Raw genomic sequence first — 21,055 nt, forward strand, 5'->3', positions numbered from 1 at the left:
AGCGGCCCGATAAGCATGTAGTACAAGAGAGTGTGTTATGGACTTTAATCTTAGTGAAGATCAACTGGCCTTTGCCGATATGGCCGAGCGTTTCGCCAGCCAGGAACTAGCCCCTTTTGCAGCAAAGTGGGATCAGGAACATATTTTCCCCAAAGAAACCATTCAAAAAGCCGGTGAGCTTGGCTTTTGTTCCCTTTACACCCCGGAAGAAGCCGGTGGTTTAGGTCTTTCTCGTCTAGACTCAAGCATCATTTTTGAGCAGCTGGCCAAAGGCTGTACCGCCACCACGGCAATGTTGACCATTCACAACATGGCGACCTGGATGGTGGCAAGTTTCGGTACCCAAGCGGCCAAAGACATCTATTGCCCAGAATTGGTAACCGGTGAAAAACTGGCTTCTTACTGTTTGACTGAACCAGGCAGCGGTTCGGATGCGGCCTCACTTAAAACCAAGGCCGTACGTGATGGTGACCATTACTATATCACGGGTTCAAAAATGTTTATCTCCGGCGCCGGCAGTACAGAAGTGCTGGTGGTCATGGCCCGTACCGGTGAAGAAGGCCCCAAAGGCATTAGCGCCTTTGTGGTACCTGCCGATGCAGAAGGTATCAGCTATGGTAAAGCCGAAGAGAAAATGGGCTGGAACGCCCAGCCGACTCGTCTGGTTACCTTTGAAAACGTACGTATTCCGGCCGATCACCTGTTAGGTAACGAAGGCGAAGGCTTTAAGTTTGCTATGCAGGGCCTGGATGGCGGTCGTATTAATATCGCCACCTGTTCAATCGGTACCGCACAACAAGCCTTGAACACGGCAAAAGCCTACCTTAAAGAGCGTGAGCAGTTCGGTAAGCCGCTGGCGGCATTCCAGGCATTGCAATTTAAACTGGCGGATATGAACACCGACTTGGTGGCAGCACGTCAAATGGTTCGCCTGGCGGCCTTTAAACTGGACAGTGGCGATAGCGAAAAAACAGCCTATTGCGCCATGGCCAAGCGTTTTGCTACCGATGTGGGCGTGAAGGTGTGTGATGATGCACTGCAGATCCACGGTGGTTACGGTTACATCAAAGAATACCCGCTTGAGCGTCATCTGCGTGATGTACGTGTTCACCAAATTCTCGAAGGTACGAACGAAATCATGCGCTTGATCGTTGCTAGACGCATTCTGGCCGATGAAGTGAACGAAATTCTTTAGGAGGAAGTTATGTCAGCACAAATTCAACTAGAAAAAAAAGGGCACATTGCCGTCCTTACCATGAGTAATCCGCCGGCAAACACCTGGACTGAACAAACGCTAATCAGCCTTAAAGAGCAGGTTGAAGCCCTTAACGCCGATAAAGACATCTTTGCCTTGGTACTGACAGGCGAGGGTGAGAAGTTTTTCTCTGCCGGCGCCGACTTAAATGTATTCGCCAGTGGTGACAAGGGCGTAGCGGCGCAGATGTCACAAGTATTTGGTGCCGCCTTTGAAGCGCTAAGCAATTTCCGCGGTGTGTCGATTGCCGCTATCAATGGTTATGCCATGGGCGGTGGTCTGGAAGTGGCCCTGGCCTGTGATATCCGTATCGCTGAAGAGCAAGCGCAAATGGCACTGCCGGAAGCCAAGGTGGGTCTGCTTCCTTGTGCCGGTGGTACGCAGAACCTGTCATGGCTGGTGGGCGAAGGCTGGGCCAAGCGCATGATCCTGTGCGGCGAGCGCATTAAAGCCGACAAGGCCAAAGAAATCGGTCTGGTAGAAGAAGTGGTAGCGGCAGGTGGTGCCCTTGATAAAGCCATGGCCCTTGCTGAGCAAGTGGGCGACCAAAGCCCTGTAGCGGTGAGCTACTGTAAGGAACTGATTCAAAAAGGTCGTCACGGCGATATCACCAGTGCACTGCCGCTTGAGCGTGAACTGTTTGTGAAGTTGTTCGACACGCAAGACCAAAAAGAGGGTGTAAATGCCTTCTTGGAAAAACGCAAAGCGAACTGGGTGAACGGCTAATGGATACACTGATCCCTCTCAATAACCCAGAATCAGAGGTGGTGTTTGAGCTGGCTCAGTGTAGCAATGGCGCAAAAATCGCCCTTGCTACCTTAAATGTGCCAAAAGCACTCAATGCCTTAAACCTGAATATGATCCGCCTGCTCGACGAGCAGCTGACCAAGTGGCAAAGCGATGACGAGGTTGCCCTGGTGATCATCAAGGGCGCCGGCGAAAAAGCCTTTTGTGCCGGCGGCGATGTGGTCAGCCTGCACCGCGCTATGGCCACGGGTGAGCCCAAAGACTATGGTAAGACCTTCTTTAGCGAAGAATACCGTCTGGACTATGCCATCCACTGCTATGACAAGCCGATCATCGTGTGGGGTGATGGCTTTATCATGGGCGGCGGCATGGGTCTGATGGCCGGCGCCAGTCACCGTGTCGTCACCGAGCGCTCTAAGCTCGCCATGCCGGAAATCACCATAGGCTTATACCCGGATGTGGGCGGCAGCTATTTCTTACAAAAAGCGCCGGACCAGGTGGGTTTGTTCCTCGGCCTAACCGGGGCGCTGATGAATGCCGATGATGCTCGTTTTGCAAGTTTGGCGGATCACAGCATCGACAGCGAGCGCTTTGTCGAGCTGCTAAGCACCTTGTGTGAGCAAAGCTGGGGCCAGGTTTCAGCCCTTAATCACGATAAGCTGACTCAGCTTCTGAAGAAATTCGAAAGCGAGTCTAAGGCGATGGAAAAAGGTGGCCTGCGTAAGCATCAGGCAGTTATCACTAAGCTTGCCGAGTTTGACACTCTGGCAGCCAAGGTGGATTACCTGAGCGCTATTGAAACCGACGATAAGTGGCTCGCCAAGGCCATTAAAACCCTGAAACACGGTTGCCCGCTTAGCGCGCATCTGGTGTTCGAACAGCTTAAACGCGCTCAGGGTTTATCCCTTAAAGCCTGTTTCCAAATGGAATTGGGCATGTCGGTGACCTGCTGTGAGGTGGGTGAATTCCAAGAGGGCGTTCGTGCACTCTTGATAGATAAAGACATGGCACCCAAGTGGCAATACCCCACTTTAGAGAGTGTGCCTGCGGATGTAATTGAACGATTTTTTGCACCCATGGGTGAGAGCCACCCGTTGGCAAGCTTAGCTTAGGAGAAAGGCATGGCTAAAATAGGATTTATCGGCCTGGGTAATATGGGCGCGCCAATGGCGCGTAACCTGATTGCCGCCGGCCACCAAGTGCAAGTATTTGATTTAAACCAGCATGTGGTCAGCCAATTGGCTGAGGAAGGGGCAACGGCGTGTAAGAACGCCAATGATGTCGCTCAGGGTGCTAACTTTGTGATCAGCATGCTGCCTGCGGCCAAGCACGTGCAATCACTTTATTTAGGCGAAGATGGCTTAATTAACCACCTTGGTGACGATGCCATTGTGATCGACTGCTCAACCATAGATGCGGCCAGTGCCAAGAGCCTTGGCGAAGCGCTAATGGACAAGGGCATTGCCTTTGTCGACGCGCCGGTTTCCGGTGGCGTAGCAGGGGCCGCGGCGGGTACCTTAACCTTTATCGTCGGTGGCGCGCAGGAACATTTCGACGCCGTTGAGCCGATTTTGCAAAACATGGGTAAGAATATTTTCCATGCCGGTGCCATTGGCGCCGGACAAGTGGCTAAAATCTGTAACAATATGCTGTTGAGTATCTTGATGGCGGGAACCAGTGAAGCCCTGCAAATGGGTATTAATCACGGTTTAGACCCTAAAGTGCTGTCTGAGATAATGCTTAATAGCTCAGGCCGTAACTGGACATTAGAGCTTTATAACCCATGTCCGGGTGTGATTGATTCTGTGCCTTCAAGCAACCAGTATCAGCCGGGCTTTATGGTTGATTTGATGGCTAAAGACCTGGGTCTGGCCTTAGAAGCGGCGCAAAACTCAGGCTCGGTAACACCACTTGGTGCGCTTAGCAAAAACCTCTACACCCTGTTGCAAAACCAAGGGGCAGGAGCAAAAGACTTCAGCGCTATTTTTACCCTATTTGAGAAGAAATAAGCATGGATTTAAATAATAAAACCATAGTTGTCACCGGTGGCGCCCAGGGTTTGGGTCTCGCCATGGCGCAAATGGCTGCCGAGCAAGGCGCCCAGTTGGCCCTGATCGATATGGACAGTGCTCTGTTGGATGAAGCCGTGACTCATTTACGTCAGGCCAGTACCAATGCGGATGCAAAAATTAAAGCCTATGTAGCCAACGTCAGTGTTGAGCAGGAAGTGGAAGCAACTTTTGCCGCTATCGCTCAAGACTTTGGTGCCATTCATGGCCTTATCAATAACGCCGGTATTCTGCGCGACGGTCTGTTTATCAAGGCCAAAGAAGGCAAGGTGGTTGATAAGATGTCTCTGGCGCAGTTCCAGTCTGTTATTGACGTTAACCTTACCGGTGTTTTCCTATGTGGCCGTGAAGCTGCGGTACACATGGTTGAAAGCGGCGAGGGTGGCGTTATCATCAACATGAGCAGTGTGGCTCGTGCCGGTAACATGGGTCAGACCAACTATTCTGCGGCTAAATCTGGCGTGGTTGCCATGACGACCAGCTGGGCCAAAGAGCTGGGTCGTTTTGGTATTCGCGTGGGTGCCATTGCCCCAGGCGTTATTCGTACCAAGATGACGGATGCCATGAAGCCAGAAGCGAAAGAGCGCTTGGTGAAGATGAAGCCGGTTGGTCGTCTTGGTGAAGCCGAGGAAATCGCCCATACCGCCAAGTATATCTTTGAAAACGATTTCTTCACCGGACGTGTGGTTGAAATCGACGGCGGTATTCGTTTGTAAGACGTATATTCGACGTAAAAAAGGCGGTCAATGACCGCCTTTTTTGTGTTTGCTTTCTATTTGTTAGTTCTTGCGAATATGCGAGCTTGAGCTTAGTTGTAAACCATGGCCATTGATGTCTGTGGTCATTGAGGTAGAAATGTCCTGCTTGGCCAGGGCCTTAAGTTCAGGCGGCGTTTCTTGCCCATTCGCCTCGTTGGCGGCAACGACAATCTTCATTAATGGTGCGAGGTTAACCGTCATGCCGAGAAGGCCATTGGCTGCAAGCGTTTCGTTTTCCAAAGCGCCAACCTGCTGCTCGGCTTGCTCACCGGTGTATAGCGTAATGTGATTACCCTTTACGGCCAGTTTAACGTCTAAATCGTGCTCCATGCCCATTTCCAGTAGTTCGTTTACCGAGACTGGACTACCGTCGCTCGGCACATTTACACCTGCCATATGAGGTACCAGAGATTTAGCGGTATTGATCAGCGTCATAGGATCGTCGGCACTGAGAGTAAATAGGCCGCTGAACTGCTTGATGTCGGGAACGTGTGGGTTGGTCAAATCCAAGTCCAGGTCATTAATGGTGAAGCTGACACCTTTAACCCCTGCAAACATACCCGTGGCCATGGCGATGGCCATAGGGTTGGCTCCCTGTGCTTGCTCTTGGGCCATTAATAAGGGTTCACATTCAAACTCGGCCTGAGTGAAGGAGCTCCATAAGGTGTTGGTTAGCGAACCCACCTTTGCTACGTCAATGCCATAGCCTAGGCTCAAAATGGCGTCGTCAGCATCGGTAACATGCTTAGGAATAAAGCCACGCAGGGTCGCTAATGCTCCAAGAAGGTCGCTATCACTGCTTTCAAAAATCACATCGACATCGAAGTTAGCATGGCTGCTGGTCACTTCCAGATCTGATGTGCCCCAGACCAGGCCCGGGAACTTAGTTGCGATGGCGGGCAGGTCTTTTTTACAGCCTGGAGTACGTACCGCATCCAAGGCATTGGTTTTACCTGCTTTGGCTATAAAGGTGTCGATCATGGTACCTAGGCGTGAAGGTTTCTCGGCAACCAGGGCCGAAACCAAGGCCTTATTATCGATAAAATTGACCGAGCTGCCATCCCAGCCATATTTATCAGCGTATTCCTGCAGGCGACCTGTGCTCGCCAATGACCTAGTTGGTTTTTTAGCAGCGAGTGCCAGGGCGAGATCGTCTTCACTGCTCACCATATCGCTGTTCAGGGTGAGGGTTAACCATTGCCCCTGGACGCTGAGGACTAGCTCAAGAGACTGGCCTTGCTCTGCTTCAAGGATAAAACGGGTATAAGCGGTGTTATTCAGGGTTTTTTCTTCGTGGCTTATCCCCGCTTTGTCTGCAGCTTCTTTCACCGTGTTGACGAAGGTGTTTGGCTCGGCCAGTTCGATGCGGGCTACGGGCATAATACCAACCGCGTAGCTAAGGTAACGCAATTCGCTGCCAAAGCCCCATATCTTATCGGCGCTTTGTGTGGCTATGGCCTGCTCGTACTTGCTTAGCAGCTCGGCGATAAACACCGCAATCTTGTCGCCGTCTTGTTTTAGCGCCTCGGTAATTTCACTAAACTGACCGCGTTGCTCTTCACTCAACTCGGTTGCGGGTAACAGCTTGGCATATTGCTCATAGGGGAAGGGGGTAAGCTGAGAGGCAAAAAACACAGTGTCAGAGGGCACATAGTCTAGCTCGGCAAGATCTATTTTGGCATTGGACTGATTATTCTGCTGGTAATAGATACCACCACCTAAGGCGGCAACGACCGCAGCACCAATAAGGACTTTCTTCATAAGAACTCCATTTCTAGTTGATAATTATTTTGAGCAAAAAGAATACGTTAATGTGTGGCCCTTAACAAGCGCACGGGAATGACGAATTTGTTTCCTATTATTTCGAATAGCTCAAAAAAAGCGTAAACTGAGCAGATAGTTAGCACTTTAACAAACCTTGAGGTGGCGGTGGCGCAACGGCCGATCACGAATTTTTACATCAATGAAGAGCAGTCCATTTATCTGCTCTCACATCGTGATGCAAAAAAACATAAGCAATGGCTTAATATTTGTATTAAGCAACTGACCATGCTGGGGTATCGGGATGTCGAGCTGATCGGCTCTGGTGCTTATGGCTTTGTGTTTGCCGGTGTTGATGACAAAGAGCAGCAGTGGGTATTTAAGTTTTCCCGTATTACCTTAGCGCAATCGGTGCGCGATCGTCTTGAAGACGAAGCCTATATGCTGTCTCGCTTCGATCATCCGATGATCCCTAAGTTTTATGCCTTTGAGCGCATAAAAAAACAGGGGATCCTGATGATGGAACGCTCCTTGGGTCACGACCTAGAGCATTTCTCCCTGCGCCTAGGAAAGATATCCGCAAAACAACTGTTGGCTCTGGGGTTGCAATTACACCAATTACTTTTGCTGCTGCGCCAGCATAGAAACGGCATTACGCCCACGCCCGTGGTTCATGGCGATATTAAACCTTCGAACCTGGTGTGGGACCCTGATAGCAGCACCTTATCCTTGGTCGATTGGGGCAGCTCCGTCTATGCCCAGCTGGATGCCGAAGGACACCCAGTGGGTGCCAATGTGATGGATTTAATGTCGGCGGATATTACCAACACCAATGCCCGTATGGGGGATGTGTACTTTATCGGTGATGAGCAGATGTCGGGTGCTAAATCGTCGCCGCGTTTTGACGAGCAAGGTGTGGCGTCAACGCTCTATGCGCTGGCTTCGGCTCAGTCATGTCGCTTTGGCGCCCAGGTTATTCCAGCAAGCTCTTTGGGCCTGCCTGTGGAGTTCGCCAGGGTAATCGATGGCATGCTCAGTAAGGACAAGGCCACGCGGGACAAGGCCGGTGATTATTTTATTCGTAATATGCCGGCCATGGCGCGAGCCTTTGTGCCGGTCCAGCAGCGCGTACCCTCTAAGTCGCTGATCCCGTTTTGGAGCTCGGTGGCCGATATCTTGCCCGACACAGTAGTATATAGCTCGCGTAAACAGTTTCTGCGCCAGGCCGACAGCGATAAGCGCTTAACCGATGTGAATGATGCTCAATTAGAGCGGTATTATCGGGAGTTCCTGTTCGACACCGGCGACACGGAAAAAGCGTTTCTTGCCGCCATTAGCCGCCTGGCTAAATACCCTGTGGTGGGCGGCCTTAGTTTTCACTGGAAACAGGATAACCTGTTTGTTGAGTCCAGCCTGATCCTTTATGACGAATCCCTGCAACTGGCGTTTCAGGATGCGGTGGATAACACGGTGAAACTGGCCCAGGGCATAGAACAAAAGGGCTTATTTAAGTGTTGTCTGTTTGATGCCAGGCAAACTATTCAGCTAGAGCGAGACGACACCGGCGCCTTTGTGTTTGAGCAGTTGCCTGAGCTGAGTTATGACGTAACGGATATTCCCACCAAGGAAATGCTAAGGCCGCACTCCTACTTTGAGGATGGCAAGGATCCGGACGAGCAGTTGCAACTGCCGAAAAAGATCATTCAATGCGTTTTCGAGCTCAATAAAATTCACCATACAGGCTGTATTATCTTTGAGTCATTAGCTCAGCGTTTGAAAATACACCATTATTATCGCCTGCTTGATGCCTCTCAGGAAGCGCGGTTTACCCAGTTACTGAATGAAATTATGCAGTATGCCATGAGCATAGACGGGGTAGGTGTGGCAGGCTTTATGAAGCTGCCTTATAAGAACACTCGGGAGTTTTCGCTGTGCGCAAAACAGCCGGATTATTTTTTATCAAAGAACCCAAAAAAACATAGTTGATGCAAAAATTAACATAAGAATGGGGTACGCCAGCGCAGTTTCATAAAGATCTGCGCCACTTTTCTTTTCTATCAATTCCCGCACATATTATATCTAGTCAGACAAAAAAATAAGACTTGAAAACTGTCTCAAGAGACGGCAGATTGACCTTAGGGACAGCGGAACTTATTAGTCGCTTTTGCTGTCAGTAGTTGTAAGTATTGTCCGTTTTGTGCAAAAAAATATTACCGTCAATTACACGGGTTTTTAGCACTACCGACGATGCCTTTATTACGGAGTCCATGTAATCGGTCGAAGAAACAGAGGTACGGCCACTTATTTTTTCGCAGTCAATAACTGCTCATTTAGCCGAAATAACCCAATGTGGTAATAAGTATGGCTATCTAAAGTGACAGTTCTATTAATTATCCATTACTTGTAGATGATAAAAACACTACAAATGACGAAACTACAATGGTGAGGACTTTACCTATGAAGAGACAAAAACGTGATCGTCTAGAACGCGCCCATTCTCAAGGTTATAAAGCAGGCTTGGCAGGCCGCTCAAAAGAAAACTGCCCCTACCAACAGCTCGACCCGCGATCACAATGGCTTGGCGGGTGGCGAGAGGCCATCGAAGAACGAGCCCAATTTAAAGTCTAAATTTTCAATTAAAACGCCGCTATAAAGCGGCGTTTTTTGTAGCGTTAATGCAGATGATTAAAACGCGCTGGTATCTTGGAAAAGACCTACTTTTAAATCTTTCGCTTCATAGATAACGCGGCCATCTACTTCTACCGTACCATCGGCCATACCCATAAATAGTTTACGCTTAATAACGCGCTTCATATCGATGCGATAGGTTACTTTTTTCGCCGTAGGTAGGATTTGACCGGTAAATTTAACTTCACCCACACCCAGTGCGCGACCTAGCCCAGGACCACCTGACCAACCTAAGAAAAAGCCCACGATTTGCCACATAGCATCAAGGCCAAGACAACCAGGCATAACCGGATCGCCTTTGAAGTGGCAGTCAAAGAACCACAGTGATGGGTCAATATCCAGCTCGGCTACGATTTGACCTTTGCCATGCTCACCACCGTCTTCGGTAATAGAAACGATGCGGTCCATCATTAACATATTGTCGCTAGGAAGGCGGCAGTTGTTCTCGCCGAACATTTTACCTTCACCACACAACACCAAGTCTTCTTTCGAGTAGCTATTCTTACGTTCCATAACACACTTATTGTTTGAAAATTTGCAGCTACTTTAGCGTACACCTGTACGCTAAACAACTCTGAGCAGTCATTTAATGGCCTAGATTTACAGGTTTTTTATTTAATTTATGTGAATCTGGCGTTGTGTCGCTGTTAAAGGGGCGAGAATCTTCAATAAATCCGCAAAAGGGCAGCAATTTAACCCTTTCCTCTGTATAATTTTGGGCAAAATTATCAATTGCTTGTTAGGCTGACCTATGACTTTGTTTGTCAACGATCTTACCGTTATCGATTTTTCATATTTTTGTCCCGACCGTGGACCGGTAGGAGAAAGTTGGATTGTTGATTTGACCCTGGATGGTGCTTTGAATGATGAGTCCATGGTGCTTGATTTTGGCTTGGTAAAAAAGCAGATAAAGCGCATTATCGATGACAGCGTCGACCATACCCTGGCCGTGCCAATGCAGGCGGATATAAGCCTGATTGAAAATGACGACATGGTGATTCTTGATGCGCATTTTGGTGCCAACCAGCATCTGGCTATGAGTGCACCGCTGCAAGCGGTAAGCAAAATCGATGCGCCGCGCATTGATGAGCAGGCCTTAATCGCACATCTTATTGCCTTGATCACCCCGCAATTACCTGCAAATGTTACCGGCATGGGTTTGCATTTACGCCCAGAGCCAAGCAACAGCTTCTATTATCATTATTCTCACGGCCTGAAAAAGCACGATGGCAATTGTCAGCGTATTATTCACGGTCATCGCAGCACCCTGGGTATAGAGCTCGATGGGATGGCAATGCCGCGCCTGCAAAAACAGTGGGCTGACCGCTGGGAAGATATCTACCTGCTTAGTGCAGAAGATCAGGTTGAAGCGACGCAACTGCAACATATACAAGCCAAAGAGGGTGACCTCTGCAGCCGTTATCGCTCAACTCAGGGCGAATTTGAGCTGGCCATTAGCGCCGATCGCGTTGAAATACTCCCTTGTGATACCACGGTTGAATGTATTGCCGACTTTATGGCGCAAGAATTAAAACGAGAATACCCAGACAAGCAGATTAAAGTAACGGCTTATGAAGGGGTAGGGAAAGGATCCATCAGTTATGCTTAAACGCTTCATTTGTTCGAGTTTAATTACCCTAGCATGTATCAGTAGTTCGCCGGCCGCGGCCAAGGCTGCGCAGTTGCCACAGCCCTTGGTTAAGGGGACATTGACACAAGGTGCCATGCTTATTGGCCAATTGCCCCATGCGCAAAAAGTCGTGTTTGCCGAGCGTGAACTTAAACGCAGCGCTGAAGGCTATTTTGTCTTTGGTATAGACCGTGATGCAGAGCCTCAGCAGCAGCTAAAATGGCTTGATAAGCAGGGTAACTGGCAGCAGCTGGACTTTAACGTCAGCCAACGCGAATATAAGATAGATAAAATCGAAGGGGTGGAGCAAAAGTACGTAGAACCACCTAAAGAGGTGTTGGAGCGCATTCGCAGCGACGCAGCCATGGTTCGTGAGGCCCGCGCCAATGAATCGGATTTAACAGATTTTATAGCGCCCGTGTATCGCCCAGCCAAAGGTCGAATTTCTGGTGTGTATGGCAGCCAAAGATACTTCAACGGTACGCCCAAACGCCCTCATTTCGGTTTGGATATCGCCAATAAGACGGGCACGCCCATTTATGCACCTTTACCAGGACGCGTGGTGTTCGCTCATCCGGACCTATATTACTCAGGTGGTACTGTGATTATCGATCATGGCCACGGTATCAGTTCAACCTATATCCATATGCACAAGGTGTTGGTGGAAAAAGGCGAAATGATAAAAACAGGCGAGCGCATCGGCCAAATTGGTGCCACAGGGCGGGTAACAGGCCCGCATTTAGACTGGCGTTTTAACTGGTTTAACACCCGATTAGACCCGCAACTTATGATGATAGACACTTTAGCGAGCGAAGCTAACACGAATGACTAATACCCTAGATAAAGATGCCGTTGTTGCACAGCGTATTCAAGACTCAATTACCCATGTAACCAAAACCGTGTTTCCTGGGCGTACCAACCACCACAACACCTTGTTCGGTGGCGATGCCTTGGCCTGGATGGATGAGGTCGCCTTTATCGCTGCGACCCGCTTTTGTCGCAAGCCTTTGGTAACCATTTCATCAGACCGCGTTGACTTTAAAGAAGCTATTCCTGCCGGTACCTTTGCCGAGTTAGTTTCTAAGGTAGTACACGTAGGTAACACCAGCTTAAAGGTGGATGTCGAAATCTTCCTTGAGACCATGCATAAAGATAACAAGCATTTAGCCATTCGTGGCAGCTTTACCTTTGTTGCCGTTGATGAAAACCACAGGCCAACTCCTGTAGTCTGCGAGCGAATGATAAACGGATTTCAAGACTAATAAGAATGGGAGCTAAGGCTCCCTTTTTTAATCTGCCCACGCATAATGAACACATCATACTATCGGTTTGACATGATCAACCTTGGCTTTCCCAACTAAACATTAGTTAAAGTTTTTCAAGTGAATGACAAATTGCGGTATTACAAAGGATAAAAAGCCGCGATGCGGCTCTTTTTGAATCTTACTTGGCTTGTCTAAAGAACCATGGCGGCTATCCAACCAAACAGGACTAAGGGAATATTAAAGTGGATAAAGGTTGGCACCACTGAATCCCAGATATGGTCGTGTTGGCCATCGACATTTAAGCCCGATGTTGGCCCTAGGGTTGAGTCCGAAGCAGGGGAGCCGGCATCCCCTAACGCACCGGCTGTCCCAACAAGGGCTGCGGTAGCCATGGGTGAAAAACCCAGTTGCAAACACAAGGGCACAAAGAGGGCGGCGATAATGGGCACGGTGGAAAACGAGCTGCCTATGCCCATGGTGATCATCAAGCCAACTAACAGGATTAGCAGTGCCGCCACGGGCTTATTACCGGCTATCATATCTGCGGCGCCGCTGACCAAAGTATCTATATGGCCGGTTGCCTTCATGACCTCGGCAAAGCCCTGAGCGGAGATCATAATAAAGCCTATCATCGCCATCATGGCCACGCCTTTAGAAAACACATCCTGATTTTCATGCCATTTGACGATACCAAAAAGGGTAAAGACCATAACCCCAACCAAGCCACCCAGGATCATAGACTGACTCATAAACTGGGCGATCAGGGATAAAACAATAGCCAAGGTGCCGACCAGTAATACCTTGCCTGGGTTTTCAACTTCTAAGGATTTCGCCTCGCTCACCAAGGTGTGATTGTATTCACGTTTGCGACGATAACTGATAAACACCGCCACCAATAACCCCACAAACATGCCGATGGCAGGGATGATCATGGCCTGTGGTACGGCACTTTTGTCGATAACTAAGGCATTTTCAACCAGGTTAAGGTGCAAAATATTGTATAGATAAATACCGCCAAAACCGTAGGGCAGTACCATGTAAGCGGTGGCTAAACCAAAGGTAAGAATACAGGCAATGGCACGGCGGTCCATCTGCAAACGATTAAAAATCGCCAAAAGTGGCGGAATTAAAATCGGAATAAAGGCGATATGTACGGGGATCAGGTTTTGCGAACTTAAGGCGCAAAACAGCACCACGGCCATAATGGCGAAGGATAAAAAACGCTCCGATGTTTGCTCTTTGCCCATTAACACCAATAAGCGCGCCGCCAATAAATTGGTCAGTCCGGACTTGGCGATGGCGACGGCAAAAGCGCCGAGCATGGCATAGCTCAAGGCTATTTCAGCGCCGCCGGAGAGACCTGTGTTGAAAGCTGTGACCGTATCGGTAAGGGAAAGCCCACCGACCAAGCCGCTGACAAGCGCCGCGACCGTCATGGCGACAATGACATTGACCCGAAACAGGGTCAATAACAGCATAAGAAATACGCCGACAATGACTGAATTCATTTTTACCCTATGATTTTTATTGACTTATTTACTACTTTTCTAAACTCTGAGCGCTGTTTTTTTGTGAGCGGTTTCTGCTCGTAGGTGGCTTGGATGTAAAAACGAGAAATTTGCTCCATCTGTGTTTTAAGTCTTGGCGTATGCGTTGCCAGATAGTTTAGCTGGGCCACGGGTGTAAGTTGCTCTGGTGATAAAAGAGATGAATTATCGGCGGCATTAAATAGCTTGGCCAACTGCTTGGCACTGAAGGTCAATTGCACCTTGCGGTGACGTGAACTGAGGATCAAGATAACAAATAATACCAGGGCAATGCCAATAACCACAAGGGCCATACTGTATTGTGCAAACTGACTGCCTAGCAACTCTTTTAGAAAGTTATTTTGTTTTTCCTGGTCGAACCCAAGCACCCATTTGGTCCAGCGGTAGTCAATTTTCTCTAATTGAATCCGCAGCCAGTTTAATGATTTAAAGCCACTAAGCTGTAATAGTCCGAGATCCAGATTGGCGCGAAACTCCTGTTGCAGCTGGTCGACTTGAGACAAAGAGCCATTGAGGCGCTCAGGAGCGACCACTGAGGTGGCATCAAAACGTTGCCACTGTTCACCATCGTGATATTCCACCCAGGCATGGGCATCGTATTGATATACAGAAAGATAATTACTGTCGCCGACATTTTCTCCACCCAGATAGCCGGATACCAAACGAGCAGGAATGCCTACGCTGCGCATCATAAAGGCACTGACACTGGCATAATGACCGCAAAAGCCTCGCTGAGTCTGAGTGAGAAAAATATCCAGACTGTTGCTGCCGGTAATGGGTGTAGGGGTCAGGGTATAAGTAAAACCTTGATAGCGGTAATGCCCATAGAGCTCACTGATAAAAGCCTCGACATTATCACTTTTCGCTAGCAAACGCTTGGCCAGGTTACGGGCCAGCGGGTTGCCTTGTAGTGGTAATTGGGTGTAGTACCGATATTCGTATTGGCTTAGCGCCGCGGGCAATTGTGGACGATAACGCAATGGATATTTAAAGTTCGACGCGGATGGGTCTTGGCGCAGCAATAAACCGTCATTGATGTTTCTGACATCGGCGGCAGGGCTAACCCCATCGCCTAGCGTATAAAGCCAAGCGTTGGCACTTTTTTCCAGGTATATTTGTGCAGAACCTGTATAGGCGGGCCAATCTATATTTTGACGCTCGTAGGCCGGGGCTTTTTCCTTTACCCAGGCCTTGCCGTCGAAACTGGTATGCAACATGGCGCGCCAATAATAAGGCGGAGCTGCTTGATCATCATTGAACTCGGCGCGAAATACCAGTTCATCGGATTTTGCCAAACTGGCGATATCAAAAGGGTCGACGCGCTCATTCAAGCCGGTTTTAGCGGTATTGGCGCCGGGTAACTGCCAAAATGCCGGCATTTTAGGCACAAACACCAGCATCAAGGCCGCAAGAGGCACGGCAATACAGAGCGAATAAATACTCTTGCGCATGGCTAAACGTGTGGTTGGCAAGCCATTGAGGCTAGCCAGGGCAATGGTTAAGGTGACGAAAAAAACGCCTACAAGTAATGTGCTATACAAGGACTGCTGATAAAGAAACACGGTGGAGATAGAGAAAAAAGTCAGCACTATCACGGTTTGTTGTTGCTTAGCACTCTCTGCCTGCAAGAGTTTTAAAATACTTGCCTGCAGCAGCATGGTCACAAACAACAAGACACTTTGTTTTAAATTTACTGTGATAAAGAGTACCGCCAATAAGGCAGCCGCCAGCAGGTTGGTTGCCAGCATGGCTGGGCGTGTGAGCCCCTTGTTTGCTAATAGCAGGTTCCAAAGGCATAACAAGAGCAACAGACTCAATAGCATGGTCGGCAACTCGGCCGACAACATCATCAGGATACCGATATAAATAAAGCTAAGGGCGCTGCTGGCAAAATTACTCATGGTGTGAGCCCCGCTTTTTATAAAGGGCGAGGGCACGCAGCGCCTTGACATAATGCTCATCACTGTTATTACAGGCAAGTATAAGGCCCGGCAGTGCGACGGCGATAGGCATATGTTGGATTTGCGCCTGCTCAATACTGTAAGCCATCAGGCTTAAACGATTTTCAACATCGCCAGGGAACTTTTCAAAATCTACTAGGTAGGCGCTGTCGGCCTCGGTGATAAATTCTTTGACTAAAAGCTGCTCTCGCTTGGCAAAGTGTTTCCAGGAAATACGTCGATAATCGGCGAGCTGTTTGTGCTCTTTAAGACCATCGAACTCGTCATTACCGGACTGGCTTAAAGCACCGGAAGTTTGTTGCGGCGAGTCATCAAGTGCTTGCTTGCTTAAACCATGATTATGGGGCTGAGGAGCAGGGTAGACATAATAATCGGCGTTCGCATCGAGGTAGCTCCATACTTTTGCGAGACCAAAGGGATAGGTGGAAAACACCTTCAATCTCGGTACCTTATAATAGCCTCGCGCTTGCTTCCCACCCTGGATGGAGACATCCTGGCTGCTATCTTCAACCTTCTCAACCAAAGTCGTGCTGCCTTGCCACTGTAATTGAATGGCATAGCTGTTACGTTGCTGATTAGCCAGACTGAGGCGATAAGTGCGGTCTTGATTGGCGTAACCACTGGCCACTTCTTTAAATTGCAACTGCAGCCCTTTGATATTGGCGTAGGATTGGATCAAAGACATAAGCACCAGCACTAACATTAAATAGGAGCTCAGTTGTACCAGATTATTTTGATAGTTGGCGGCAAGTATAAAGTTCAGAGCAGCCACCAGGATAAAACCAAAACCCAGCTTTGAGGGCAGCACGTAAACCGTGCTGTGTCCTAAGGTGAGCGACGTGGTTTTATGTTTATCCCTTAGCAGCCAATCTTGTAATTGATGATGGAGTGGGGCGAATGCCTTGCGCAGCAGGGCGGTCATACTAGAGCGGCACCTTAACCCGGCGCAAGATATCGTCGCACACGCTGGCCTGACTGTAATTGTCATGTGGATTGACGCGATGTTCACAGATACTGGAAAAAACTGCCTGCACATCCTCAGGCATCACATAATCCCGGCCTTCCAAAAACGCCCAGGCTTTAGCGCCTTGGGCCAGAGCGATACTGGCTCGCGGTGATAAAGGATGGGTAATATCACGGTCGTGACGAGTCAGAGTCACTAAGGCGAGAATATAATCGACCACTGTGTTGGCGATACTTATATTATCCACGTGATTTTGCATCTGTTGCAGCTCGGTGCAGCTGATAATAGGCTCTATTGCTTTATGCCTTTGCGGACCAAGACCTTTGATCAGCAGTTTTTCTGCGTCTGCCGGTGGAAAGCCCAGGCTAAGTCGCATAAAAAAGCGATCCAGCTGGGATTCCGGAAGTGGAAAGGTACCGGATTGATGCTGCGGGTTTTGCGTGGCAATTACGAAAAAAGGTTCCGGTAAGGTATAACGCTCTGAGTCTATACTGACACAGCCTTCTTCCATGGCTTCAAGCAAGGCGCTTTGAGTTTTAGGGCCGGCGCGGTTAATTTCATCCGCCAACACAATTTGGCTGAAAATAGGGCCTTTATGAAACGTAAACTTATGCTCTTTGGTGTTAAAAATACTGGCGCCGAGAATATCCGCGGGCAATAAGTCACTGGTAAATTGAATACGCTGATAACTCATGCCTAGGGTTTGCGCCAAACCGTGAGACAAGGTTGTTTTACCCATGCCAGGCAGGTCTTCAAGCAATAAATGGCCACGGGATAGCATGGCGCATAGGGCGAGTTTTATTTGTTGTTCTTTGCCATAGATGACATCCGCTAAACCCAGCGTCAGTTGTTTTAATTTTTCTTGCATAGGGATTAGTTAAGCTCTAAACGCTTCATAACCATGTCGACTTTGTTGGCGTTAAAAGGTTTACTTATGTATTCCTCGGCGCCAAATTCCCAGTTGTGCTCAACGTTTTCGTAAGAATTATGATCGGCACAAAGGATGATTTTACTGTGCGGGTGTAGCTCCGACAGGTAGCTGATAATGTCGCAACCGTCGCAGTCAGGTAAGGCAATATCAACGAAGATAACCTTGGGATCGAGTTGAGCGAGTAAAGGTTTAGCGTCGTTAATATCCGCGCTACCGGTGATCTGGTCATAACCTAGTTCGGTGAGAATCGCGGCTAAAGAACTACGCATGGACTGATCATTATCGATAATCAGAATTGGCTCCAGCGGGCGAACAAACTCCATAATGCATCTTTTTTATTGCTGTTTTAAACAATACTATGCGATAAGGCGCATTTGCTCAATACAACCAAGGCATGATTGAACACTTATCGTGAATTTAATCGACATTTAATGTGAAGCTATAGCCGCTGTGATAGTTAGTGCTATAGAGATGAGTCGAATAATACTTATATAAATCATCAAAATGTCCGATACCGTCTAGTATTGGACATATGCAGGCGTATGGATTCGTGCTGCTGCTTATAAGCCTTAATAACCTATAATTTATATTATGTTAAATTGCCAGTTCCGCATAAGCGGGGCCATCGTTGGGCCTGATAAGTGCGCTGCCGCAATGGCAATGGTTAGGATGCAAGCAGCACTAATCTTTTTTAGGGTGTCCTTGAGAATAGACTCTTCTTCTTTCGTTTTTGCTTTCTCAATGGCTAACTCCAACAATGCTTCCTTTGGATCGATGCCTACTTGCTTTGCCAAAAAAATACACTGCGTTGCTGTTAGGTGCCTTTTTCCTGATCTTATCTCGCTAATACAGCTCTTATGGCACTTATCTAAGTCAGATACGACCTGTTTATCTTGCGTATATTCTTTGTGTGCTTTGTATTTATCAATTAGCTCTGCGCTAAAGCCCATCGTGTTTACCTCTTAATTTTTTTAATAGTATATGGCCAAATTCATAACTTTGTTAACTTGACAGTTCGCATAATTGTTATCTAAACTCCCACTCAGTTCGTAATGTTGCGAACTGGATTAGGGATAGCAGAATGTCAGATTCGTTAAATCACATATTTTACGACTGGATCACAGTTCATCAGGACTTTGACTTCGTTCTGCCTATTATCAATATGGATGTTTACCAGCGCCTTAACGTTGAAACTGGCGAGTTCGGTAAAATCATCCAGCCTAAATTCCAGCACGAAGGCTCACACTGTAGCACCGTGTCTATTGCCATCTCTGGCCATCGCATCACTATGAGCGGCAACCCTTCCAAATTCGATAGACTAGACAACCTCGAAGGGATTGGCTCTTTAGATGATTGCATGGCCGTTTTTAATCGCATCTTGTTGTCGCTTGGCCTTCCTCCCTTCACTAAATGCACCAAGGTTTGGTATGGGCAATGCCCCGAAACGAAGAAAAACAGGAAGTTTTCTGACGGGGCAATTTTTACCCGCATCGACGTTACCAGCAACAAGACCACTGGCGGCTACGCCAAAGATTACATTAAGGGTATCAGCACCCTGCGCTATCGTAATTCGATTCCGAACCTGTACACCAATGGCTGTACATGTGACTGGAAATCAGAAAAAGGTAACGCTCCCCTTATTTACTCCAAGGTCTACGACAAGGCCAACGAACTCGATTTATTCACACTGCCAAAAATCGCCAATAAATATGGTCGTTCATCTGAGCAGTATCAGTATCTATTAAGCCTACGAGATTATTGCCGCGCTCAGGGCGTGGCTCGATTTGAACAATCCTTTAAAGCCGAAGTATTAACCCGTGACGACTGTCGTTACTGGGGCCTATTTGACGAAACTAAACTTAAGACACAGCACCAAGAATTCAGAGATATAGACGCACGTTTACAGGTGACCGCCATGAACTTAGAAAGCATTTCGCAGCAGCTATTAAGCAACAACGTTTGCGGCACTACTAAGGCCGCTAATACTACGGCCATGTACGCCCTCGAGTGGTCACACGGTAAAATTTTCGATTTCAGCAAAAGCCAGGTGAAGACGCACCGCGCCCGACTTCGCAAAATCGGTATCGATATTAAAAACATCTTCGACGCTAGCCGCTTCTCTCCAGTAGTGGTTACTCGCGCTGTCGAAATCGAAACGGGCGAACTTGCATACCCTCACTGGTATCAGCGCCCTACTTCTAATCACTTGCGCTTAGTCGCTTAAGGACTCTTATGTCACTCATAAACTCGGCAGCCAAATCAACCGTCAACATCCTCACGTTGGTTTCTTACCTGATTTTCTTTCTATTAGGTCTGTTTGCTCTAGCAATACATGAGTACCCAACGGCTGAGGGCGCTTTTACGTGTGCACTTATGATGCCTATCGCTTTGGCAGCAGTTAACGCACTTGAAAAGCGTAACAGAATTCAATTTTTACAAAGCCAGCGCACCGCGCTTGATAACTACCCGGAGAACTAACCATGTCACTACTAATCATTGAAATCGTTAAGGGCCATGAGCAGCCTGTTCCGCGCACCGTACAACGTGGCACCGACAAGCAACGCGATGTGTACGACCAGCGAGCCTATATGTACAACGGCGGAGCTTTTCCTCAAGAATTCCGCTTGAGCTTTGATGCTCACACTGATTGCTTGCCCGTTGGTAAATATGTTCTTGACCCTCTTAGCTTCCAAGCTGGCCGCTGGGGCGATTTGGAGTTAAAGCGCAACTTAGTTCTAAAACCGGCCCAGCCGCATGAACTTAGCAAGGCTAGTTAACCATGCACCCTTATGTAAGTTCTGTTTCGTCAACAGCTGATACCGCACAATTCACCTCTGTTGGAATTGTGCTTTTGTTCATAGCTTTATGCGTCTTAATTTACGCTTTATTTAAACGGTAAGTAATTGTGGCTCAGTGTGTAACAACTCAACCAGACGGAACGCTAGTAACTTCCACGCAAGAACTCTGCGATTTCGTTCTACTTACTACCACTGAGCTTCAATCGCTTAGCGATAACAGTGTTGTGAACACGCTTAATAGCTTGTTTGCGTTTGACGGCGACTTGTTCGCCATGATTCATGCCTCGGCATTAATCACTTTTATAATCGGCCATTCAATCGGCCATGTCGTCCGCTTTTTGGGCAAAAACTAATGGAAATCAACGTTATGAAAAAACTTAATATCCTGCAAGCCAAGCTTGCTAAAACTGGTGCCAAGCTAACTGCTGGTGTTTCTGCTGTTGCTGCTTCTGGTGCTGCTTTTGCTACCGACCATACGGCTGCTATCACTGCCGCTCAGACTGATGCATCTACCAACGTCACCGCTGCCGTTGTGGGTGTAATTGCTCTGGCCGCTGTTATCTGTGGTGCTGGTTACGTACTTCGTTTGTTAGGCCGCTAGTAAGTGGCAACAACAATACTTTTCGCTTGTATGCTCATCTACTGCTTTATTGCTGGGTTTACAAGCGGAGTAAGGGCCAG

Annotated in this window: 22 protein-coding genes; 14 read left to right on the forward strand and 8 right to left on the reverse strand. The window is 48.2% G+C overall.

Features of this window, described 5'->3' with window-relative positions:
* Positions 1-37 precede the first annotated feature (37 nt).
* The 5 genes from C2M24_RS14855 to C2M24_RS14875 are packed head-to-tail and all read left to right on the forward strand — an operon-like array spanning position 38 to position 4,787.
* Complete coding sequence (locus C2M24_RS14855) at positions 38-1,195, forward strand: acyl-CoA dehydrogenase family protein (RefSeq protein WP_105215907.1); 1,158 nt, start codon at positions 38-40, stop codon at positions 1,193-1,195.
* A 9-nt stretch (positions 1,196-1,204) separates the two neighbouring features.
* A complete protein-coding gene (locus C2M24_RS14860) occupies positions 1,205-1,981 on the forward strand; it encodes an enoyl-CoA hydratase (protein WP_105215909.1) in 777 nt (258 codons plus the stop codon).
* Positions 1,981-3,114, forward strand: coding sequence for an enoyl-CoA hydratase/isomerase family protein (locus tag C2M24_RS14865; protein WP_105199015.1), 1,134 nt, complete (start codon positions 1,981-1,983; stop codon positions 3,112-3,114). Before C2M24_RS14860 ends, C2M24_RS14865 begins: the two co-directional genes overlap by 1 nt.
* A 9-nt stretch (positions 3,115-3,123) precedes the next feature.
* Positions 3,124-4,011 (forward strand): 3-hydroxyisobutyrate dehydrogenase, encoded by an 888-nt coding sequence (gene mmsB / locus C2M24_RS14870; protein ID WP_105199014.1) that lies wholly within the window; start codon positions 3,124-3,126, stop codon positions 4,009-4,011.
* A gap of 2 nt (positions 4,012-4,013) precedes the next feature.
* Complete coding sequence (locus tag C2M24_RS14875; protein WP_105199013.1) at positions 4,014-4,787, forward strand: SDR family oxidoreductase; 774 nt, start codon at positions 4,014-4,016, stop codon at positions 4,785-4,787.
* Between the two features lie 63 nt (positions 4,788-4,850).
* Here the strand turns inward: C2M24_RS14875 and C2M24_RS14880 are convergent, their stop codons facing one another.
* A complete protein-coding gene (locus tag C2M24_RS14880; RefSeq protein ID WP_105215919.1) occupies positions 4,851-6,590 on the reverse strand; it encodes a hypothetical protein in 1,740 nt (579 codons plus the stop codon).
* 168 nt (positions 6,591-6,758) lie between these two features.
* Here C2M24_RS14880 and C2M24_RS14885 point away from each other — a divergent pair, with 168 nt between their 5' ends.
* Both C2M24_RS14885 and rmf read left to right on the forward strand, forming a co-directional pair.
* Positions 6,759-8,576 (forward strand): protein kinase domain-containing protein, encoded by a 1,818-nt coding sequence (locus tag C2M24_RS14885; protein WP_105216161.1) that lies wholly within the window; start codon positions 6,759-6,761, stop codon positions 8,574-8,576.
* Between the two features lie 471 nt (positions 8,577-9,047).
* Positions 9,048-9,218, forward strand: a complete 171-nt coding sequence (gene rmf, locus C2M24_RS14890; RefSeq protein ID WP_105199011.1) for a ribosome modulation factor — start codon at positions 9,048-9,050, stop codon at positions 9,216-9,218.
* A 57-nt stretch (positions 9,219-9,275) separates the two neighbouring features.
* Here the strand turns inward: rmf and fabA are convergent, their stop codons facing one another.
* Positions 9,276-9,791, reverse strand: a complete 516-nt coding sequence (gene fabA / locus C2M24_RS14895) for a bifunctional 3-hydroxydecanoyl-ACP dehydratase/trans-2-decenoyl-ACP isomerase (RefSeq protein WP_105199010.1) — start codon at positions 9,789-9,791, stop codon at positions 9,276-9,278.
* 238 nt (positions 9,792-10,029) lie between these two features.
* Between fabA and C2M24_RS14900 the strand changes: the two genes are divergently transcribed.
* Genes C2M24_RS14900 through C2M24_RS14910 form a run of 3 tightly spaced genes read left to right on the forward strand, consistent with a single transcriptional unit; the run spans position 10,030 to position 12,170 of the window.
* A complete protein-coding gene (locus C2M24_RS14900) occupies positions 10,030-10,887 on the forward strand; it encodes a 6-carboxytetrahydropterin synthase (RefSeq protein WP_105215921.1) in 858 nt (285 codons plus the stop codon).
* Positions 10,880-11,740, forward strand: coding sequence for a M23 family metallopeptidase (locus C2M24_RS14905; RefSeq protein ID WP_105215923.1), 861 nt, complete (start codon positions 10,880-10,882; stop codon positions 11,738-11,740). Before C2M24_RS14900 ends, C2M24_RS14905 begins: the two co-directional genes overlap by 8 nt.
* Entirely contained in the window at positions 11,733-12,170 is a 438-nt protein-coding gene (locus tag C2M24_RS14910) for an acyl-CoA thioesterase (RefSeq protein WP_105199008.1), read from the forward strand. Before C2M24_RS14905 ends, C2M24_RS14910 begins: the two co-directional genes overlap by 8 nt.
* 194 nt (positions 12,171-12,364) lie before the next feature.
* Here the strand turns inward: C2M24_RS14910 and C2M24_RS14915 are convergent, their stop codons facing one another.
* The 6 genes from C2M24_RS14915 to C2M24_RS14940 all read right to left on the reverse strand — a co-directional run bounded on the left by C2M24_RS14915 (position 12,365) and on the right by C2M24_RS14940 (position 18,526).
* Positions 12,365-13,681: a Na+/H+ antiporter family protein gene (locus C2M24_RS14915; RefSeq protein ID WP_105215925.1), complete on the reverse strand. Its 1,317-nt coding sequence runs from the start codon at positions 13,679-13,681 to the stop codon at positions 12,365-12,367.
* A 2-nt stretch (positions 13,682-13,683) separates the two neighbouring features.
* Positions 13,684-15,621, reverse strand: coding sequence for a transglutaminase family protein (locus C2M24_RS14920; protein WP_158683787.1), 1,938 nt, complete (start codon positions 15,619-15,621; stop codon positions 13,684-13,686).
* Positions 15,614-16,603 (reverse strand): DUF58 domain-containing protein, encoded by a 990-nt coding sequence (locus tag C2M24_RS14925; RefSeq protein WP_158683788.1) that lies wholly within the window; start codon positions 16,601-16,603, stop codon positions 15,614-15,616. Before C2M24_RS14925 ends, C2M24_RS14920 begins: the two co-directional genes overlap by 8 nt.
* Before the next feature lies 1 nt (position 16,604).
* Positions 16,605-17,513 carry an AAA family ATPase gene (locus C2M24_RS14930; RefSeq protein WP_105199004.1) on the reverse strand — a complete coding sequence of 303 codons (909 nt, stop codon included), beginning with the start codon at positions 17,511-17,513 and terminating at the stop codon, positions 16,605-16,607.
* Between the two features lie 5 nt (positions 17,514-17,518).
* Positions 17,519-17,899 (reverse strand): response regulator, encoded by a 381-nt coding sequence (locus C2M24_RS14935; protein ID WP_105199003.1) that lies wholly within the window; start codon positions 17,897-17,899, stop codon positions 17,519-17,521.
* A 261-nt stretch (positions 17,900-18,160) separates the two neighbouring features.
* Entirely contained in the window at positions 18,161-18,526 is a 366-nt protein-coding gene (locus tag C2M24_RS14940; protein WP_105215931.1) for a hypothetical protein, read from the reverse strand.
* Positions 18,527-18,657: 131 nt separating this feature from the next.
* Here C2M24_RS14940 and C2M24_RS14945 point away from each other — a divergent pair, with 131 nt between their 5' ends.
* The 4 genes from C2M24_RS14945 to C2M24_RS14965 all read left to right on the forward strand — a co-directional run bounded on the left by C2M24_RS14945 (position 18,658) and on the right by C2M24_RS14965 (position 20,975).
* Positions 18,658-19,800 (forward strand): phage/plasmid replication domain-containing protein, encoded by a 1,143-nt coding sequence (locus C2M24_RS14945; protein WP_199775731.1) that lies wholly within the window; start codon positions 18,658-18,660, stop codon positions 19,798-19,800.
* An 8-nt stretch (positions 19,801-19,808) separates the two neighbouring features.
* Positions 19,809-20,054 carry a hypothetical protein gene (locus C2M24_RS14950; RefSeq protein ID WP_105215934.1) on the forward strand — a complete coding sequence of 82 codons (246 nt, stop codon included), beginning with the start codon at positions 19,809-19,811 and terminating at the stop codon, positions 20,052-20,054.
* A gap of 2 nt (positions 20,055-20,056) precedes the next feature.
* On the forward strand, positions 20,057-20,353 hold the full coding sequence (locus C2M24_RS14955) for a single-stranded DNA-binding protein (RefSeq protein ID WP_105215936.1): 297 nt from the start codon (positions 20,057-20,059) through the stop codon (positions 20,351-20,353).
* A 373-nt stretch (positions 20,354-20,726) separates the two neighbouring features.
* A complete protein-coding gene (locus C2M24_RS14965) occupies positions 20,727-20,975 on the forward strand; it encodes a hypothetical protein (protein WP_199775732.1) in 249 nt (82 codons plus the stop codon).
* Positions 20,976-21,055: the final 80 nt, after the last annotated feature.

The organism is Pseudoalteromonas sp. T1lg22, assembly GCF_002964645.1.
In the GTDB taxonomy this organism is placed as follows: Bacteria; Pseudomonadota; Gammaproteobacteria; order Enterobacterales; family Alteromonadaceae; genus Pseudoalteromonas.

Bases quoted from the DNA above. Each gene is read 5' to 3' on its own strand.
- C2M24_RS14855 (WP_105215907.1), top strand. From the start codon at position 38: ATGGACTTTAATCTTAGTGAAGATCAACTGGCCTTTGCCGATATGGCC.
- C2M24_RS14860 (WP_105215909.1), top strand. From the start codon at position 1,205: ATGTCAGCACAAATTCAACTAGAAAAAAAAGGGCACATTGCCGTCCTT.
- C2M24_RS14865 (WP_105199015.1), top strand. From the start codon at position 1,981: ATGGATACACTGATCCCTCTCAATAACCCAGAATCAGAGGTGGTGTTT.
- mmsB (WP_105199014.1), top strand. From the start codon at position 3,124: ATGGCTAAAATAGGATTTATCGGCCTGGGTAATATGGGCGCGCCAATG.
- C2M24_RS14875 (WP_105199013.1), top strand. From the start codon at position 4,014: ATGGATTTAAATAATAAAACCATAGTTGTCACCGGTGGCGCCCAGGGT.
- C2M24_RS14880 (WP_105215919.1), bottom strand. From the start codon at position 6,590: ATGAAGAAAGTCCTTATTGGTGCTGCGGTCGTTGCCGCCTTAGGTGGT.
- rmf (WP_105199011.1), top strand. From the start codon at position 9,048: ATGAAGAGACAAAAACGTGATCGTCTAGAACGCGCCCATTCTCAAGGT.
- fabA (WP_105199010.1), bottom strand. From the start codon at position 9,791: ATGGAACGTAAGAATAGCTACTCGAAAGAAGACTTGGTGTTGTGTGGT.
- C2M24_RS14900 (WP_105215921.1), top strand. From the start codon at position 10,030: ATGACTTTGTTTGTCAACGATCTTACCGTTATCGATTTTTCATATTTT.
- C2M24_RS14905 (WP_105215923.1), top strand. From the start codon at position 10,880: ATGCTTAAACGCTTCATTTGTTCGAGTTTAATTACCCTAGCATGTATC.
- C2M24_RS14910 (WP_105199008.1), top strand. From the start codon at position 11,733: ATGACTAATACCCTAGATAAAGATGCCGTTGTTGCACAGCGTATTCAA.
- C2M24_RS14915 (WP_105215925.1), bottom strand. From the start codon at position 13,681: ATGAATTCAGTCATTGTCGGCGTATTTCTTATGCTGTTATTGACCCTG.
- C2M24_RS14920 (WP_158683787.1), bottom strand. From the start codon at position 15,621: ATGAGTAATTTTGCCAGCAGCGCCCTTAGCTTTATTTATATCGGTATC.
- C2M24_RS14925 (WP_158683788.1), bottom strand. From the start codon at position 16,603: ATGACCGCCCTGCTGCGCAAGGCATTCGCCCCACTCCATCATCAATTA.
- C2M24_RS14930 (WP_105199004.1), bottom strand. From the start codon at position 17,513: ATGCAAGAAAAATTAAAACAACTGACGCTGGGTTTAGCGGATGTCATC.
- C2M24_RS14935 (WP_105199003.1), bottom strand. From the start codon at position 17,899: ATGGAGTTTGTTCGCCCGCTGGAGCCAATTCTGATTATCGATAATGAT.
- C2M24_RS14940 (WP_105215931.1), bottom strand. From the start codon at position 18,526: ATGGGCTTTAGCGCAGAGCTAATTGATAAATACAAAGCACACAAAGAA.
- C2M24_RS14945 (WP_199775731.1), top strand. From the start codon at position 18,658: ATGTCAGATTCGTTAAATCACATATTTTACGACTGGATCACAGTTCAT.
- C2M24_RS14950 (WP_105215934.1), top strand. From the start codon at position 19,809: ATGTCACTCATAAACTCGGCAGCCAAATCAACCGTCAACATCCTCACG.
- C2M24_RS14955 (WP_105215936.1), top strand. From the start codon at position 20,057: ATGTCACTACTAATCATTGAAATCGTTAAGGGCCATGAGCAGCCTGTT.
- C2M24_RS14965 (WP_199775732.1), top strand. From the start codon at position 20,727: ATGGAAATCAACGTTATGAAAAAACTTAATATCCTGCAAGCCAAGCTT.